The sequence below is a fragment of the Roseovarius roseus genome (genome assembly GCF_043355935.2).
GTDB classification, from domain to species: domain Bacteria; phylum Pseudomonadota; class Alphaproteobacteria; order Rhodobacterales; family Rhodobacteraceae; genus Roseovarius; species Roseovarius roseus.
The window spans coordinates 79,279-95,042 of record NZ_JBHFPE020000013.1 but is presented as its reverse complement, the minus strand read 5'-3'; the positions used below and the strand labels follow the sequence as shown (position 1 = coordinate 95,042).

The following is a 15,764-nucleotide window of genomic DNA, read 5'->3' as shown; positions in this document are numbered from 1 at the left end:
CTGATCCGCACTCGTTGCCTGCTTGATCGCAGGCCCTCGAGGTCCCGCAGGGACGTGGTTCCGATGATGTCGTGCTCGGGACCGTCGCTGGCATCCGTCAAGCACGCTTATGAGATGGGCACATCGGAATTGCACCGAACCAGCATCATGTTGGCGGCCACGCGCTGACCACGGACCGAAGCATGTGCCCAAAGGACCTCATTACAGAGCGGCGTGAAGATCAGGCGCTGACGCCAGAAAGGGCCGATCTCCTGCTTCGGCGGGATCAGTCTTTTTGCGCAAAATGCCTTGACTGGGGTCGACCCGTTACCGAAGTCCTGTGCCTAACTATGTTTATTCGGACGCACGATGTCGTTCAGAAACGACCGTTTTGAGATAGGCATGGCGGTTACTCCGGTCCGCCGCATCCCCCCATCACCAGCCCTATGCCGGCGCCACATGGTAGCAGGCCGCGCTGCCGCAAGTCAGCTTCGAGCCCGATGCACTGTTTCGTCACGTCTTTTCTCAACGCGGCAGTAGCGTCTTGGAAATTCGATTGACAGGTGCGCTTGGGAAATCCAGTTGGTAAGATGAATTCAGGTCGATGGTCTACGTGAATAGGTACCGCTGAAATCTGTCGAGAGTCGTACTTGCCGAAATGCGACGCGCCTACTTATTAAACCAGCTAATTACGCTGGATCGAATTGAGGCGGAATGCATCGAATAATCTTTCTGCACAAAAAAGGACACGCTACGAACGGTTCCAAGATCATGCGATGTGATCAGCTCTGTCAGCTTGCACGGGAGCATATCGACGGCAAATGGAGTTTCGAGGTGGCTTCGCTCCCACACTTCAAAAACACAGGAGCCTTGAATGCGATCATCGAGGATTTAGCAGGCTCTGTCGTGGTTTTCCTGAAACGCGCCTATAATGTTTTCACATCAGACCAGTTGGAACGGCTTGGCGCACGCGCGAGAAAACTTATTGTAGATCACGTCGACGCACCGACCCATCCTCTGCCAGACTATCCTTTCGATCTGCATCTTTGTGCATCTATTGCGGGAACTCACGCGCTTCGGACGCAATTGAACGGTCCCAACTCAAAGGCGACCGGCTCGCCGACGCGGGTTGAGACACTCATTCATCACTCTGATCCGCGAATTGTTTGGACTGACTTCAGCAAGGACGTTGATCTGCGTGTCGGGTACTTCGGTATCCCGAAAAACACCATTCTCCCACGTCGCGGGGTTGAGATACCTCAATATGATGGCTCGCAATTGTCCAACGACCTCCTCGACCGAATGACTGAAACAAATGTGCATTATGCTGTCAGGCGGAATCCTGACAGTAACCCGCGACTACTGTTCAAACCGTTTACCAAGGGCTTCAATGCCGCTGCCGCGGGTGCGCATGTGCTTGTCAATCGGGATGTCTGCGACGCGGTTGAACATCTGGGATATGACTACCCATTTTTTATTGAAGGCATGAGCGAAGAAAACATCTCGGCAGGTATCGAACGGCTGAGGCAAGCGGCTGGCACAGGCACATGGAAAGACGCGTTCGATGCCGTCAATCATACGCGTCAAAGGAGCCTTCCGAGTTATTCGGCGCGAAGCCTCGGTGTAATCCTTGGTCGCCTGATGCTCTCCTGAAAACCAGCCCGCTTCGGCGGGCTTCTTGTTGTCCATTCGCGGGGTTCGAGAAGTCTTGCCCCGGTTTTTAATCAAAAACAGGCTCGTTCCGGTCAGTTTCGGATCGCTGCAGACGAGGGCAAGCAGCCGCTCTATCCTGCGCAGGCCAAGGCGGGGGCAGGGCGCATGTCCAGCAGCGCGGCCAGATCGCAATTGCCTTTCACAAGGTCTGCCAGCGTCACCATATCCAATTCGTGATAGAACGCCTCGACCGCGCGCGCGATGAAATGGCGCAGGCGGCAGGTATCGGCAAGCGGGCAGGTATTCGTCGTATCGGCAAAGCATTCCGCAAATGGCACCGACGCCTCGAAGACGCGGAACACCTGCCCGACCGAGATCCTGTCCATTGGCCGAGCCAGCCGCAAGCCGCCGCTGCGCCCTCGGATGGTTTCCACGAAACCGTTGCTTTGTAGCAGGTTGACCACCTGCTGGGTATGATTGCTGGAGGCGTTGCACTTCTCGGCGATGTCGGCCGTGCGCACAAGCGCCCCATCATTGACGGCGCAGGCCATCAGGATGCGGGAGGCAAGGTTGGTGCGGGTGGTCAGGCGCATGGGGGCAAAGCTCTGTTGCAGATTCCGGTTTTTCATTCCTACCGGCATCGGGCCGCCCCCGTATTTGATCCAGATCAGATCATGGCCAGTCAGACGCGAATAAGTGGTATCAACGACTCAAGTTTAAGGCTCTTCCCTCGTGACGCACCCAAGGCGAGACATTTCAGATGCATCTGCCGCGGCAGGATCGGGGCGCGAAGAACTGCTGCAGCCGGGCCGGCCCATGCAGCGCCGCGCCGGCCTGCTGTCTGCGCTGGCGGCGCTGGTCTGGCCGTTGCAGGCCGCGCTTGTCGCGCATGCGCTGGGCGGGTTGCTGACCGGCGCCGATATATCGGCGCTGGGCGCAGCGCTGGGCTTTGCCGGTCTTGGCGCGCTGCGGGCGCTGCTGAACGTGCTCAGCGAGGCGCAGTCGCAGGCGGCGGCCGAGGCGGTGATCCACGCCGCGCGCACGGAAATCATAGCGGCCGAGGCGCGCCGCGCGTCGGAGGGCCCATTCGGCGGCGCCGGAAGCATCGCGGCATTAGCCAGCGAAAAGCTGGACCTGCTTGCGCCCTATATCACGCGCTACGCCCCGGCGCGGGCGCGGGTGATGACGGTGCCGCTGGTCATCTTGCTGCTGGCGCTGTCGCAATCCTGGGCGGCGGCGCTGATCCTGGCGATCTCGGGGCCGCTGATCCCTGTCTTCATGGCGCTTGTCGGTCTGGCTGCCAAGGAGGCCAGCCAGCGGCAGATGGCCGAGGTCGGCAGTCTCAATGATCTTCTGGTCGAGCGGTTGTCGGCCTTGGTCGATATCCGGCTTTTGGGCGCGGGGGAGGCCGTTCTCGGCGGGTTCGCGGCTAAGGCGGGTGACTTGCGCAATCGCACGATGGCGGTGCTGCGCGTGGCCTTCCTGTCCTCTACCGTGCTCGAGCTTTTCGCGGCCATCGGCGTTGCGATGGTGGCCGTTTATGTCGGCTTCTCGCTACTCGGGGCGCTTGGCTTTGGCACATGGGGCGGGCCGATGACGCCGCAGGCCGGGATTTTCCTGCTGTTGCTGACGCCCGATTTCTACCAGCCGCTGAGGGATCTTGCGACGGCATGGCATGACAAGGCTGCCGCCGATGCCGTTCTGGACGAGTTCGAGGCGTGGCAGGGTCAGGAGACTGCCAGCCTATTGGGGCGCGGGGGCGACGCCGCGCCTCTGGCTGGTCCAGCTGCCATTTCGCTGGAGGGCTGTGTTTTGCCGGGCGGCCACGCGCTGGCGGATATCGACATCGCGCCGGGAGAAAGCGTTGCGCTGATTGGGCCCAGCGGCGCGGGCAAGACCTCGGCCCTGCGCATGATGGCGGGGCTGATCACGCCGGCCTCGGGGCATGTCAGCGTGGCCGGTCGCGCGCTGGACGGCGCAAGCGCGGATGCCTGGCGCGCACGGATCGGGTGGATGCCGCAGGCACCCCATTTCGTGAATGCCAGCCTGCGCCAGAACCTCACCTCTGGCCGCGAAGGCGATCTGGACGCGGCGCTGCGCGCCGCCGCCGTGACGGATGTTGTCGCGCGCCTGCCCAAGGGTCTGAACACCCGGCTGGGCGAGACGGGCGGGGGCCTCTCGGGCGGCGAGGCGCGGCGCCTGACGCTGGCCCGCGCGATATACGGCGGCCCGGATGTGATCCTCGCGGACGAGCCGACGGCGGATCTGGATGCGGTCACGGCGCAGGCCGTGGCCGATGGGCTGATGGCGCAGGTCGCGCGCGGCGCGACGCTGGTGGTAGCCACCCATGACGAGGTGCTGGCCGCGCGGATGGACCGCATTATTCGCATCGGAGGTGCGGCATGAGGGCGCTCTGGCAGATATTTCGCCTGATCCTGCGCGAACAGCGCGTATCCCTGACGCGGGGCGCGCTTCTCAGCTTTGTGGTGCTGGCGATGGGGGCGGCGCTGCTGGGCCTCTCGGGTTGGTTCATCACCGCGGCCGCCGCTGCCGGGCTGGCCGGGATGGGCGCGGTTTTCGACGTCTTTCGCCCCTCCGCAATGGTGCGGTTCCTGGCGCTGGGCCGGGCGGCGGCGCGCTATGGCGAAAGGGTGCTGACCCATCATGCGACGCTGCGCGCGCTCGAGGCTTTGCGCCTTCGCCTGCTGAGCGGGCTGATGGCCGCCCCGCATGACCGGATGATCCGGCTGAGGGGCGCGCAGGCGCTCAACCGCCTTGTCGCGGATATCGACGCGCTGGACGGCGTGCCCTTGCGGCTGGTCCTGCCGGTTCTGGCGGGTTTGGCGATGCAGGCGGCGGCGTTCATCGCCCTCTGGGCGCTGGTCGGCCTGCCGGTCGCACTCTGGGTTTTTATCGGCTTCGTCGCGGGGGCTGCAGTCATCTTCTGGCGGGCCGGGCGGCGCACGGCGCCCTTGTCGCGCCGGGCCGAGGCGGCGGCGCAGGCGACGCGGGCGCGGCTGATCGACATGATCCGGGCGCGGCGCGATCTGGCGGTAGAAGGGCACCTTGTCGCGCAATCCGCCCATGTGCTGGCGGCGGATGACCGGCGGCTTGCCCTGCGCCGCGATCAGGACCGGGCCGAGAGGTGGACCGGGGCCGCGCTCCAGTTGCTGGCGGCCGTCGTTGCCGCCGGAACCCTGTGGCTGGGTATCACCATGGTCCAGGCGGGAGAGATTGCGCCCGCCTTCGCCGCGCTTGTCTTCTTCGCGGCGCTGGCACTGTCCGAGACGATCGCACCTCTGCGCCGCGCGGCGGGCGATCTGGGGCGGATGGCCGAGGCCGCGCGTAAAGTGTCGCGCGACATCGCGGTGACGGAAGCTCCGGAGGGCGCTGCCTCTGCCGGGCGCGCGCTCCAGTTTGGCGCGGTGACGTTCAGCCGCGCCGGGTCGCACACGCCCATCATTCGGGATCTGTCCCTGACCGTCCAGCCGGGCGAAACCGTTGCCATGACCGGCCCCAGCGGGGTGGGCAAGTCAACGCTGCTGCTGGCCGCCGCGGGTCTGCACCCGGTGGCGGCGGGGCGCATCACACTGGGCGACATGCCCATTCCTGACTGGGACGAGGCCACGCTGCGCCGCGCGCTCACGCTCTTGCCGCAGCGCAGTGCGCTGATGTCGGGATCGGTGGCTGATGCGCTGCGCCTTGCCGCGCCGAACAGCAGTGATGCCGCCCTTTGGCAGGTGCTGGAGGCGGCAGGGCTGGCCCGACTGATGGAGGCGCGGCAGGGCCTCGGCACGATGATCGGCGGGCGCGGCGATGGCCTGTCGGGCGGCGAGGGGCGGCGGCTGGTCCTGGCCCGCGCGATGCTGCGGCGGCCCGGCGTCCTGCTGCTGGACGAGCCAACCGAGGGGCTGGACGATGCGACCGCGCGCGCGGTGTTGCGCGGCATCCGCGCCTACCTGCCGGATGCCGCGATCCTGATCGCCGCCCACCGCAAGGCCGAGATCCAGTTCGCGGACCGGGTCATCGCCCTGAAATAAGTTGCATCCACGATGTTGGTTATTGACCCATGTCAAGGATTCCGTCCCGTCCCCGGCGCACATATTCGCACATTGGAATTCTTGGGCGGTAGCGAGTCGCCGCCTGCAAGCGGGAGCTGATTGGATGGAATTCGGTATTGTCGAGTTGTCACGACTGCAATTTGCCGTGACGGTAATGTATCATTTTCTCTTCGTGCCGCTGACGCTGGGTCTGTCGATCCTCGTGGCGATCATGGAGACGGTCTATGTCATGACAAATCGCCCGATCTGGCGGCAGATGACCAAGTTTTGGGGCCTGCTCTTCGGGATCAACTTCGTTCTGGGCGTCGCCACGGGCATTACGATGGAATTCCAGTTCGGCATGAACTGGAGCTATTACAGCCACTATGTCGGTGACATCTTTGGCGCGCCCTTGGCGATCGAGGGGCTCATGGCCTTCTTTCTCGAGGCGACCTTCGTCGGCCTTTTCTTCTTTGGCTGGGACAAGCTGAGCAAGGTCGCGCATCTGGTCGTCGCTTGGCTGGTCGCCATTGGGTCCAACTTTTCGGCCCTGTGGATCCTGATCGCCAATGGCTGGATGCAGAACCCGGTGGGCGCCGAATTCAACCCGATGACCATGCGCATGGAGATGACCGATTTCTTCGCCGTCATGTTCAATGAGGTGGCGCAGGCCAAATTCGTTCACACCGTCTCGGCGGGCTATGTCACGGCTTCGGTCTTTGTCATTGGTGTCTCGGCCTGGTATCTGCTGCGCGGCCGCCATACCGAGCTGGCGCGCCGGTCGATCACCGTTGCGGCGGCCTTTGGCCTCGCCTCGGCCTTTTCGGTGGTCCTGCTGGGCGACGAATCCGGTTACTCGGCCACGCATAGCCAGAAGATGAAACTGGCCGCGATCGAGGCGATGTGGGAGACACACGACGCCCCCGCGCCCTTCAACCTTGTCGGCATCCCCGACCAGGATGCGCGCGAGACGCATTACGCCATCGAGATCCCCTGGGCCATGGGCCTGATCGGCACCCGCTCGCTGACCACGGAAATTCCGGGCATCAACGATCTGGTCGCCACCTCCGAGGAGCGCATCCGCTCGGGCATGATCGCCTATGAGGCGCTGCTGGAGGTGCGGGCGAACCGCGACGCAACCGATCCTGCCGTCATGGCCACTTTCGAGGAGCATTCCGCCGATCTGGGCTATGCCTTCTTGCTGAAGAGATATGTCGAGAACCCGCTGGACGCGACTGAGGAGCAGATCAAGGCGGCGGCCAATGATACGGTGCCGACGGTCTGGCCGCTGTTCTGGGCGTTCCGCATCATGGTGGCGCTTGGCTTCGGCTTCATCGCGACGATGGGGTATTTCTTCTACCGCGCCTCGTTCAAGGGCATGAACTTTCCGCGCCCCGCGCTGCATCTGGCTGTCTGGATGATCCCGGCCCCGTGGATCGCAGCCGAGTTGGGCTGGTTCGTGGCCGAGTTCGGGCGCCAGCCCTGGACCGTGGACGGCGTGCTGCCCACGGCCATGTCGGTCAGCGCCTTGTCGATGACCGAAGTGGCGCTGACGCTGGCGGGTTTCGTGATCTTCTACACGATCCTCTTCATCGTCGAGATGGGCCTGATGCTGAAATACATCCGCAAGGGCCCGCATCAGGATGTCGAGGAAACCGACGCTTGGAGAGAGCGCCACCACAATCGACTGGCCGGCCGGCACAATGCCGATGCCATCGCCAACCCTGCGGAGTAAGAGCAATGATTTTGCATGAATACATCGACTATGAGACGTTGCGTGTCATCTGGTGGGGCCTTCTGGGTGTGCTGCTGATCGGCTTTGCCCTGACGGACGGGTTCGACATGGGGGTGGGCGCGCTACTGCCCTTCGTCGGCAAGACGGATGTCGAGCGGCGCATCACCATCAACACCGTCGGCCCGGTCTGGGAGGGCAACCAGGTGTGGTTCATCCTTGGGGGCGGCGCGATCTTTGCCGCCTGGCCGCCGCTCTACGCGGTCAGCTTCTCGGGCTTTTATCTCGCGATGTTTGTCATCCTTGCGGCCCTCATCGTGCGGCCCGTGGCCTTCAAGTACCGCTCCAAGCGGGAGGATGCGCGCTGGCGCAGCACGTGGGACTGGGCGCTCTTCGCCAGTGGCGCGGTGCCGGCCCTGCTATTCGGCGTCGCCGTGGGCAACGTGATTCAGGGCGTGCCGTTCCACTTCACCGATGATCTGCACACCATCTATGAGGGTGCGTGGTACATGAAATTCATCGGCCTGCTCGATCCCTTCTCGATCCTCGCCGGGTTGGTGTCGCTATCGATGCTGATCATGCATGGCGGCGCGTGGCTGACGCTGAAGGCCGAGGGGCCGGTGCAGGCCCGCGCCCGCGCCATCGGATCGCTTGCCGCGCTGGTCGCAGTGGGGGGCTACGCACTGGCGGGGCTATGGCTGGCCTTTGGCATCGAAGGCTTTGCCATCGTCGGCAGCTATGTGACCGATGGCCCGTCCAACCCGCTGCATTTCGAGGTCGAGCGGTCGACAAGCTGGCTGACGGCTTACACCGACCGCCCATGGATCGTTGTAGCCCCGATCATGGGCATCATGGGCGGGTTGCTGACCTTCCTGGGGCTGCGGGCCGGGCGCGAGGTGTCGACGCTGCTCTTCTCCAAGATGTCGATTCTTGGCGTGATCTCCTCGGTGGGCCTGACGATGTTCCCGTTCATCATGCCCAGCTCCAGCGATCCGCGCTCGTCGCTGACGGTCTGGAACAGTTCTTCGTCGCACCTGACGCTCTTTGTCATGCTGGTGGCCACGGCGATCTTCATGCCGCTGATCCTGATGTATATCGCTTGGGTCTACAAGGTGCTGTGGGGCAAGGTCACCGATGCGGATGTGTCTGAAAACTCCGACTCTGTTTACTAAGGAAAGGAAATTCCGATGTGGTATTTTGCATGGATCCTCGGCCTTCCGCTGGCCGCCATCTTTGCGGTGATGAACGCCATGTGGCTCGAGCTGAAAGAGGATGAGCGCGTCATGACCAAGGGGTCTGCCAGACCGGCCAAGCCGCCGCGCGACTGATCTGGATGTGAGGCGGCAGGTCTTGCCTGCCGCCCCGCACCTTGCCGATTTCAAAGAGGTCTCATTATGTCCGTCACATCCCCCGATCTGGCACCGCCATCGCGGCTTGCCCATTACCCGGTGACCTTCTTTGCCATCGGCATGGGCATGATGGGTCTGACGCTGGCGCTGCGCGCGGCCGAGCAGGCCTTCGGGCTGGCGCATGGTATCTCGCATGGTGCCTTGCTGCTGTCGGTCGCCTTGCTGCTGGCCGTCACGGCGGGCTACCTGGCCAAGGCGCTGCGCCACCCGGCCGAGGTGGCGGCCGAATGGCACCACCCGGTGCGTATCGCCTTCTTTCCGGCGATCTCGATCTCGCTTTTGCTGTTGGCGACGGCGCTTCTGGATGTTGCGCCTGCCCTGGCCGCTCCGCTATGGCTTTTTGCGACGCTGCTGCAGGGCGGTCTGGCGCTGGCGGTGATCTCGGCCTGGATCGGGCACCGCTCGTTCCAGACGGGGATGATGACGCCCGCCTGGTTCATTCCGGCGGTGGGCAATGTCATCGTGCCGCTGGCGGGCGCGCGGCTGGGCTATATCGAGCTGTCGTGGCTCTTTTTCTCGGGCGGGCTGATCTTCTGGATCGTGCTGCTGACGATGGTGATGAACCGGCTGATGTTTCACGATCCCTTGCCGGGCAAGATGGTGCCGACGCTGATGATCCTCGTCGCTCCTCCGGCGGTGGCCTTCACGGCCTGGATGGGCCTTGCGGGCGCGCCGGGGCCATTCGGGCAATTCCTGCTGAGCACGGCCTATATCTTTGCCCTGATTGTGGCGACGCAGGTGGCCAAGCTGCGCAAACTGCCTTTTACGCTGTCATGGTGGGCGCTGTCCTTCCCGCTGGCTGCGCTGGCCATCGCCAGCTTTGTCTATGCGGGTGCGGCGGGATCGGAGGCGCATCGGTGGATCGGCGTGGGCTTACTGGCGCTCCTGGTCGCGGTGGTGGCCGCGCTGATCCTGCGCACGGCCGCTGCGATGCGCGCCGGGCAGATCTGCGTGCCCGAATAGGCGCGGCGCAGGGCGCGCGTCACTTGCCCTCAACCAGGGCGATGGCCGTATCCTGCGCCTCCTTCACGACCTTGGCGCTGGCCTCCAGCCTGGCATGGTCCTCGTCCGACATGCTGGGCACGGAATAGATCGTGCCTCTGATGGTGGCGAGCAGGGACAGCAGACATCCGCGACGGTGTCGACCCGCTCATGCGGGCAGGCCGGTATGAGATGGGGCGGCCCCCGATCGTCGCGCCGGACCAGTCGATCATCGAGCTGTCGCCATGCTCGCCCAGCACATAGGCATGTATCGCGCCCGGCGCGATCTCCAGCCGCTCGGCCAGCAGGCTGCGCAGGCGCGCGGAATCGAGCGCCGTTCCGGTTGAAATCACCCGGCCCGCGGCAAGGCCCAGCCGCCGCTGGGCGATATGGCCCAACACATCGACCGGATTGGTCGCGATGACATAGGTTGCGTCGGGCGATCCTTCGGCGACGGCATCGAGGATATCGGTCAGCACCTCCAGATTGGCCTTGGCCAGATCAAGGCGCGACTGGCCGGACTTCATCGCCACGCCCGCCGTGATCACGATCACGCTCGAGCCGGCGACATCACCGTAATCACCCGCGCGGACATGCACCGCCCGCCAGAGCGCGCCGGCATGGGCGATGTCCATTGCCTGCCCCTCGGCGCGCTGACGATCGATATCGACGATGACAACCTCGCAGCCGGGGATCACGGCCTGGATCAGCAGCGCCGCCGAGCCGCCGACAAGCCCCGCGCCGATGACAGCAACCTTGGGAAGCGTCATCATTGGATGAGGCTCCACCAGAGCGGGCCGACCGTCAGCCATATGGTGAGGTAGATGACGCTCATCAAAAACCCGTTTCGGAGCCATTCGACCTGACTGACATAGCCCGCCCCGAAAAGGACCGGGGCCGAGCCGATGGCATATTGCGTCAGGCACCCGAACGCATTCGACATGCAGGCCAGCGCGATGGCCGAGATGAAGGGATCGACGCCCGCCGCGATCAGCGTCGCGAGGGAGGCGGCATAAAGCGCCCCGATATGTGCGGTGGCGCTGGCAAAGAAGTAATGCGCATAGAAATAGATCACCACGACGACGACAAGCGCGACAGCCGGTGACAGACCGGCAAGAAGGCCGCTCATCTCACCGCTGAACCAGTCGATCAGGCCGTAATCCTTCAGCTTGCTTGCCATCATGATCAGCAGGCCGATCCAGACCATAGTGTTCCACGCCGCCTTCTCCCTGAGCGCGTCGTCCCAAGTGATGATGCCCAGGATCAGCATGGCACTGACCCCCAGCGCCGCCGCCAGACCCGTGCCGATCCCGAAAAGGGGCTGGCCCGCGATCCACAGGGACAGCAGCCCGACAAAGATCGCGCCCATCATGTATTCATTGCGGCTGACGGGCCCCATTTCCCTCAGGCCCTCCCGCGCGACGGTGACGGCATCCGGCGTCTGGGTGATCTGGGGCGGCGTAAGCCGGCCCACCACCAGCGGGATCACGGCAAGGCAGACGATACCGGGCACGAAAGCGGCAATGGCCCAGCCTGCCCAGGTCAGCTCGACCCCCTGGTCGCCGGCCAGTTGCACCGCCAGCGGATTGCCCGCCATCGCGGTAATGAACATCGCCGAGGTGATGACGTTGCACTGGAAGGCCGTCTGCATCAGATACGCGCCCACCTTGTGGCGCGTCGCGTCGTCGGAGCTTCGTCATGGCATCGCTTTGCGTCTCGAATATCATCCCGGTCTCCAGTTTGGTCAGCGCCCTGCGTGTCTGCAGGGGCCGCTTTCGAATGGCTCGTTTCCCCTGATGCAGGGTATTGCTGCACCTGCGCGGCGCCTTGACCCTGATCAATTCACGGGCGCTTGGACGCGGCGGCCTAGGGGTGAGGGGGGGCGGTTTTGGTCCACGCGCCTGGCCCGACATCATTGACAATCAGGGTGAAATGCGGGCTTTCCTTGGGCCGGGATGGGGATGGAGCCGTGCCGCACAGTTGCGCGGAATGGGGGAGGAGCATGCATGATGAGCACCGATACCAGCGCAGTCATTGCATGCCGCTGGTCTGCGCAGGTCTGGTCCGGGCGTGGCCCCAGCCGCGCCGTTTCGGGCTGAGACCATAGACATGTCCCCAATGCACACCGTCCCTTCTTATCGCCGTGACGCCAAGTCCCTTCTGGTGCTGGGCATGCCGCTGATCGGCAGTCATCTGGCGCAGATGGCGATTCACCTGACGGATTCCGTCATGCTGGGCTGGTACGGGGTCGAGGCGCTGGCGGCGCAGGTGCTGGCGCATACCTTCTTCTTCGTATTCTTCATCATGGGATCGGGCTTTGCCTTTGCGGTGATGCCGATGGTCGCCACTGCCGTGGCCGAGGAGGACGAGCGGCAGGTGCGGCGCATCACGCGCATGGGCGCTTGGGCATCACTGCTCTTTGCCGGGCTGGCGCTGCCCTTCATGATCGGGTCCGAGGCGCTTTTCCTGCTGCTGGACCAGAACCCGCAGACCTCGGCGCTGGCGGGCGAATACCTGGTGATCGCCGGCCTCTCGATCGTGCCGGCGCTGATGGTGATGGTGCTGAAATCCTACCTTGCCGCGCTGGAGCGGACGCAGGTGGTGCTCTGGCTGACGCTGGGGGGCGTGGCGGTGAACGCGCTGATCAATTACGCGCTGATCTTCGGCAATCTGGGTATGCCCGAGATGGGCGTGCGCGGCGCGGCCATCGCCTCATTGGGTGTGACCACGGCGACGCTGATCGCGCTTTGCATCTATGTCGCCCTGGCCACGCCCGAACATTCGCTTTTCGTGCGGGTCTGGCGACCTGATTGGGAGGCGCTGCGCGACGTGTTCCGGCTGGGTTGGCCCATCGGGATCACCAATCTGGCCGAGACGGGGCTTTTTGCCGCCTCCTCGGTGATGATGGGCTGGCTGGGCACCTTGCCGCTGGCGGCGCATGGCATCGCGCTGCAACTGACCTCAATTGCCTTCATGATCCATGTGGGGCTGTCGAATGCCGCCACTGTGCGCGCCGGGCAGGCTTATGGGCGGCGCGACAAGGGCGCGCTGCGCTCGGGCGCGATCGTGGCGGTGGCGGTGTCGGGGGTTTTTGCGCTGCTGACGGTGGTCGCCTTTATCGCGGTGCCGGAATGGCTGATCGCCGTCTTTCTGGACCCGGAGGAGCCGGACCGCGCCGCGGTCATTGCCATTGGCACGGGCCTTCTGGCGTCGGCAGCCCTCTTTCAGGTGGCCGATGCGGGGCAGGTGATGGCGCTGGGCCTTTTGCGGGCGGTGCGTGACACGCGCGCGCCGATGGTGATCGCCGCCGTCAGCTATTGGGTGATCGGGATTCCGGCCAGCTACCTGCTGGGCTTTCCGCTGGGCCTTGGCGGTGTCGGTGTCTGGATCGGGCTGGCCATCGGCCTTGCGGCGGCCTCCGGCATGCTGGGCCTCAGGTTCTGGCGCTGGACGGGGCGCTGGCTGATCTGAGCGCGCTCAGGTGTCGCCCAGCAGGCGGTCGGCCTTCTTTCGCACCAGAACCGTGCGCAGATCGTGCATCGCCAGCAAGAGCGCGTCGGTGACGGCCTCCAGTTGCTCATCCGTGGCCTTCGATTGCACCCAATGCGCGGTGGTGTTGAGGTAGTCCACCGCGCGGTGGATATCGTCGATATCGCGGTATTCCAGCAGTTCCAGTCGCTCGGCCATCCACTCGTTGATGACGGCGGTGTCTTCCTCGGTCAGTTCGCGCTCGCCATGCGGCTTGACTTCGCCCTTGCGGATATTGACAACCGCGATCTGGTCGAGGTCGATCCGGCGCTGCCGGTTTTCGGTGTCGACGCGGAACACGAAGGCGCCGTTTTCGCGCACCCTGAAATAGTAATCAGGCAGCTCTCCGGCCATGTTCCGCGTCTCCTTTCGGGTGTCAGCTCAGGTTTTTGCAGAAGTCCTGAATGCGCGTGCACGCCTCTTTCAGCGCCTCGTCTGAGGTAGCGTAGCTGACGCGGAAGTTGGGCGACAGACCAAATGCCGCGCCGAATACCACGGCAACACCCTTGGCCTCGAGCAGTTCTGTGGCAAAAATCTCGTCATCGGTGATCTTGGTGCCGCTGGGTGCCGTCTTGCCGATGCAGCCCTTGATGGAGGGATAGACGTAAAACGCGCCCTCCGGCATCGGGCATTCGATGCCCTCCGCCTCGTTCAGCATCGAGACGACCAGATCGCGGCGGCGCTGGAAGATCTCGTTATGCTTGGGGATGAAGTCCTGCGTGCCGTTCAGTGCCTCGACTGCGGCCCATTGGCTGATCGAGCAGGGGTTGGACGTGCTCTGGCTCTGGATCTTGCCCATCGCCTTGATGATCTGCTCGGGGCCGGCGGCATAGCCGATGCGCCAGCCGGTCATCGCGTAGGCCTTGGAGACGCCATTGCAGGTCAGGGTGCGATCATAAAGCTTCGGCTCGACTTGGGCGGGGGTGCAGAATTTGTAGTCACCGAAGACGAGGTGTTCATACATGTCGTCCGTCATCACCAGCACCTGGGGATGACGCAGCAGCACATCGGTCAGCGCCTTCAGCTCGTCCCAGGTATAGCCTGCGCCGGTGGGGTTCGAGGGCGAGTTGAAGATGAACCACTTGGTCTTGTCGGTGATCGCGGCCTCCAACTGATCTGCGGTGATCTTGTAGGCGGTATCCATGCCCGCCTCGACAAAGACAGGCTCGCCGCCCGCCAGCAGCACCATGTCGGGGTAGCTGACCCAATAGGGCGCGGGGATGACCACCTCGTCACCGGGGTTCAGCGTGGCCATCAGCGCATTGTAGAGGATCTGCTTGCCGCCCGTGCCGACGCTGACCTGCGCGGGGGTGTAATCCAGATCGTTGTCGCGCTTGAACTTGGCACAGATGGCCTTCTTCAGCTCGGGGATGCCGTCGGGGGCAGTGTAGCGCGTCTTGCCCTCGTCGATGGCGCGCTTGCCCGCCTCGCGGATGTTTTCGGGCGTGTCGAAATCCGGCTCTCCGGCGCCAAGGCCGATCACGTCGCGCCCGGCCTCCTTCAATTCGCGCGCCTTGGTGCTGACGGCGATGGTGGGCGAGGGTTTCACGCGCGACAATGTCGCGGACAGGGTGATCATGTCGGTCTCCGGATTTGAAAGTTGCGCGTCGCTGTTCTAGGTTGCCAAGCAAGACGGATCAAGCGCGTTAACAGCACCACGCAGGGAGATGACGAGAATGGATGACGATACCGCCGAGAAGTGGTTCGACCCCGATGCAACGACATTTGGCGATCGTCTGGCTGGCGCGCGCGAGCTGGCGAACATGACGCAGGCGCAGCTGGCCAAGCGGCTGGGCGTCAAGAAAAAGACGCTGGACGATTGGGAGAACGACGTGCGCGGCCCGCGCGCTATGCGCCTGTCGATGCTGGCAGGCCTTCTGAACGTGTCGTTGCTGTGGCTGCTGACCGGCGATGGCGACGGGCCGGGCGAGCCGGGCGAGGCGACCAGCTATGTGCGCGGCAGTCATCAGCTGCTTGATGAAATCCGCGCGATTTCCGCCCAGATGAAGCTGAATTCCGAGCGGCTGGCCCGCGTCGAGGAAGAGCTGCATGAATTGCTGAGGGATGAAGATGCCGGAGACGCGTGAGATCCGCCTGCGACGGCTGACCATGCGTTCCATGCGGCGGGGCATCCGCGAGATGGATATCCTGTTGATGCGCTATTCGCGCGCCCGGCTGGAAGGGCTGAGCGACGAGCAGCTTGATCTCTATGACGCGTTGCTGGAGGAGAATGATCAGGATCTCTACCAATGGGTCAGCGGCCAGGTGCCGCCGCCCGCGCAGTATAGCGCCATGATCGACGATATTGCGTCGGTCCCGGATACCGTGTGATCGGCACGGTTTTCTGGAAATACATCGCATTTTATCGGTAAAAGCGTTTTATGGGCGCCGTTTAACCGATTGTTCGGCAATTTGGGTCAGTTTCTTTCTCGAGCAGGTTAT

At 63.8% G+C, this 15,764-nt stretch carries 14 protein-coding genes and 1 pseudogene; 10 read left to right on the top strand and 5 right to left on the bottom strand.

Annotated elements, in window-relative coordinates:
• The first annotated feature begins 693 nt into the window (after positions 1-693).
• Positions 694-1,632: a hypothetical protein gene (locus ACEWPL_RS16150; RefSeq protein ID WP_393929081.1), complete on the top strand. Its 939-nt coding sequence runs from the start codon at positions 694-696 to the stop codon at positions 1,630-1,632.
• 131 nt (positions 1,633-1,763) lie between these two features.
• Here the strand turns inward: ACEWPL_RS16150 and ACEWPL_RS16145 are convergent, their stop codons facing one another.
• Positions 1,764-2,261, bottom strand: a complete 498-nt coding sequence (locus ACEWPL_RS16145; RefSeq protein ID WP_393929083.1) for an RrF2 family transcriptional regulator — start codon at positions 2,259-2,261, stop codon at positions 1,764-1,766.
• Between the two features lie 187 nt (positions 2,262-2,448).
• Between ACEWPL_RS16145 and cydD the strand changes: the two genes are divergently transcribed.
• The 6 genes from cydD (at position 2,449) to ACEWPL_RS16115 (ending at position 9,776) form a co-directional block, all read left to right on the top strand.
• The gene (gene cydD, locus ACEWPL_RS16140; RefSeq protein WP_393929085.1) at positions 2,449-4,038 is read left to right on the top strand and encodes a thiol reductant ABC exporter subunit CydD; all 1,590 of its coding nucleotides are present in this window, start codon (positions 2,449-2,451) and stop codon (positions 4,036-4,038) included.
• Entirely contained in the window at positions 4,035-5,672 is a 1,638-nt protein-coding gene (locus tag ACEWPL_RS16135; RefSeq protein ID WP_393929087.1) for an amino acid ABC transporter ATP-binding/permease protein, read from the top strand. The genes cydD and ACEWPL_RS16135 overlap by 4 nt, the downstream gene beginning before the upstream one ends.
• Positions 5,673-5,796: 124 nt before the next feature.
• Positions 5,797-7,407: a cytochrome ubiquinol oxidase subunit I gene (locus ACEWPL_RS16130; protein WP_393929090.1), complete on the top strand. Its 1,611-nt coding sequence runs from the start codon at positions 5,797-5,799 to the stop codon at positions 7,405-7,407.
• 5 nt (positions 7,408-7,412) lie between these two features.
• Complete coding sequence (gene cydB / locus ACEWPL_RS16125; RefSeq protein ID WP_393929092.1) at positions 7,413-8,576, top strand: cytochrome d ubiquinol oxidase subunit II; 1,164 nt, start codon at positions 7,413-7,415, stop codon at positions 8,574-8,576.
• A 15-nt stretch (positions 8,577-8,591) separates the two neighbouring features.
• Positions 8,592-8,732, top strand: a complete 141-nt coding sequence (gene cydX, locus ACEWPL_RS16120) for a cytochrome bd-I oxidase subunit CydX (RefSeq protein ID WP_393929096.1) — start codon at positions 8,592-8,594, stop codon at positions 8,730-8,732.
• A gap of 66 nt (positions 8,733-8,798) precedes the next feature.
• Positions 8,799-9,776 carry an SLAC1 anion channel family protein gene (locus ACEWPL_RS16115; RefSeq protein WP_393929098.1) on the top strand — a complete coding sequence of 326 codons (978 nt, stop codon included), beginning with the start codon at positions 8,799-8,801 and terminating at the stop codon, positions 9,774-9,776.
• A 29-nt stretch (positions 9,777-9,805) separates the two neighbouring features.
• Here the strand turns inward: ACEWPL_RS16115 and ACEWPL_RS16110 are convergent, their stop codons facing one another.
• Both ACEWPL_RS16110 and ACEWPL_RS16105 read right to left on the bottom strand, forming a co-directional pair.
• Positions 9,806-10,567 carry a malate dehydrogenase gene (locus ACEWPL_RS16110; RefSeq protein ID WP_393929100.1) on the bottom strand — a complete coding sequence of 254 codons (762 nt, stop codon included), beginning with the start codon at positions 10,565-10,567 and terminating at the stop codon, positions 9,806-9,808.
• A pseudogene (locus ACEWPL_RS16105) lies at positions 10,564-11,475 on the bottom strand (DASS family sodium-coupled anion symporter); the annotation flags it as partial. The pseudogene ACEWPL_RS16105 and the gene ACEWPL_RS16110, both read right to left, overlap by 4 nt.
• Before the next feature lie 437 nt (positions 11,476-11,912).
• On the opposite strand from ACEWPL_RS16105, the gene ACEWPL_RS16100 reads away from it, so the two are divergent.
• The gene (locus ACEWPL_RS16100; protein WP_393929102.1) at positions 11,913-13,265 is read left to right on the top strand and encodes an MATE family efflux transporter; all 1,353 of its coding nucleotides are present in this window, start codon (positions 11,913-11,915) and stop codon (positions 13,263-13,265) included.
• Between the two features lie 6 nt (positions 13,266-13,271).
• Here ACEWPL_RS16100 and ACEWPL_RS16095 read toward each other — a convergent pair whose 3' ends face one another.
• Together ACEWPL_RS16095 and ACEWPL_RS16090 are read right to left on the bottom strand one after the other, a co-directional pair.
• Entirely contained in the window at positions 13,272-13,676 is a 405-nt protein-coding gene (locus ACEWPL_RS16095; RefSeq protein ID WP_393929104.1) for a hypothetical protein, read from the bottom strand.
• 22 nt (positions 13,677-13,698) lie between these two features.
• Positions 13,699-14,901 (bottom strand): pyridoxal phosphate-dependent aminotransferase, encoded by a 1,203-nt coding sequence (locus ACEWPL_RS16090; RefSeq protein ID WP_393929106.1) that lies wholly within the window; start codon positions 14,899-14,901, stop codon positions 13,699-13,701.
• 97 nt (positions 14,902-14,998) lie between these two features.
• Between ACEWPL_RS16090 and ACEWPL_RS16085 the strand changes: the two genes are divergently transcribed.
• Positions 14,999-15,409, top strand: a complete 411-nt coding sequence (locus ACEWPL_RS16085; RefSeq protein WP_393929108.1) for a helix-turn-helix domain-containing protein — start codon at positions 14,999-15,001, stop codon at positions 15,407-15,409.
• Entirely contained in the window at positions 15,393-15,653 is a 261-nt protein-coding gene (locus tag ACEWPL_RS16080; RefSeq protein ID WP_393929110.1) for a succinate dehydrogenase assembly factor 2, read from the top strand. Before ACEWPL_RS16085 ends, ACEWPL_RS16080 begins: the two co-directional genes overlap by 17 nt.
• Positions 15,654-15,764 lie beyond the last annotated feature (111 nt).

Coding starts and splice junctions, on each gene's coding strand:
- ACEWPL_RS16150 (WP_393929081.1), top strand. CDS start 694: ATGCATCGAATAATCTTTCTGCACAAAAAAGGACACGCTACGAACGGT.
- ACEWPL_RS16145 (WP_393929083.1), bottom strand. CDS start 2,261: ATGAAAAACCGGAATCTGCAACAGAGCTTTGCCCCCATGCGCCTGACC.
- cydD (WP_393929085.1), top strand. CDS start 2,449: ATGCAGCGCCGCGCCGGCCTGCTGTCTGCGCTGGCGGCGCTGGTCTGG.
- ACEWPL_RS16135 (WP_393929087.1), top strand. CDS start 4,035: ATGAGGGCGCTCTGGCAGATATTTCGCCTGATCCTGCGCGAACAGCGC.
- ACEWPL_RS16130 (WP_393929090.1), top strand. CDS start 5,797: ATGGAATTCGGTATTGTCGAGTTGTCACGACTGCAATTTGCCGTGACG.
- cydB (WP_393929092.1), top strand. CDS start 7,413: ATGATTTTGCATGAATACATCGACTATGAGACGTTGCGTGTCATCTGG.
- cydX (WP_393929096.1), top strand. CDS start 8,592: ATGTGGTATTTTGCATGGATCCTCGGCCTTCCGCTGGCCGCCATCTTT.
- ACEWPL_RS16115 (WP_393929098.1), top strand. CDS start 8,799: ATGTCCGTCACATCCCCCGATCTGGCACCGCCATCGCGGCTTGCCCAT.
- ACEWPL_RS16110 (WP_393929100.1), bottom strand. CDS start 10,567: ATGATGACGCTTCCCAAGGTTGCTGTCATCGGCGCGGGGCTTGTCGGC.
- ACEWPL_RS16100 (WP_393929102.1), top strand. CDS start 11,913: ATGCACACCGTCCCTTCTTATCGCCGTGACGCCAAGTCCCTTCTGGTG.
- ACEWPL_RS16095 (WP_393929104.1), bottom strand. CDS start 13,676: ATGGCCGGAGAGCTGCCTGATTACTATTTCAGGGTGCGCGAAAACGGC.
- ACEWPL_RS16090 (WP_393929106.1), bottom strand. CDS start 14,901: ATGATCACCCTGTCCGCGACATTGTCGCGCGTGAAACCCTCGCCCACC.
- ACEWPL_RS16085 (WP_393929108.1), top strand. CDS start 14,999: ATGGATGACGATACCGCCGAGAAGTGGTTCGACCCCGATGCAACGACA.
- ACEWPL_RS16080 (WP_393929110.1), top strand. CDS start 15,393: ATGCCGGAGACGCGTGAGATCCGCCTGCGACGGCTGACCATGCGTTCC.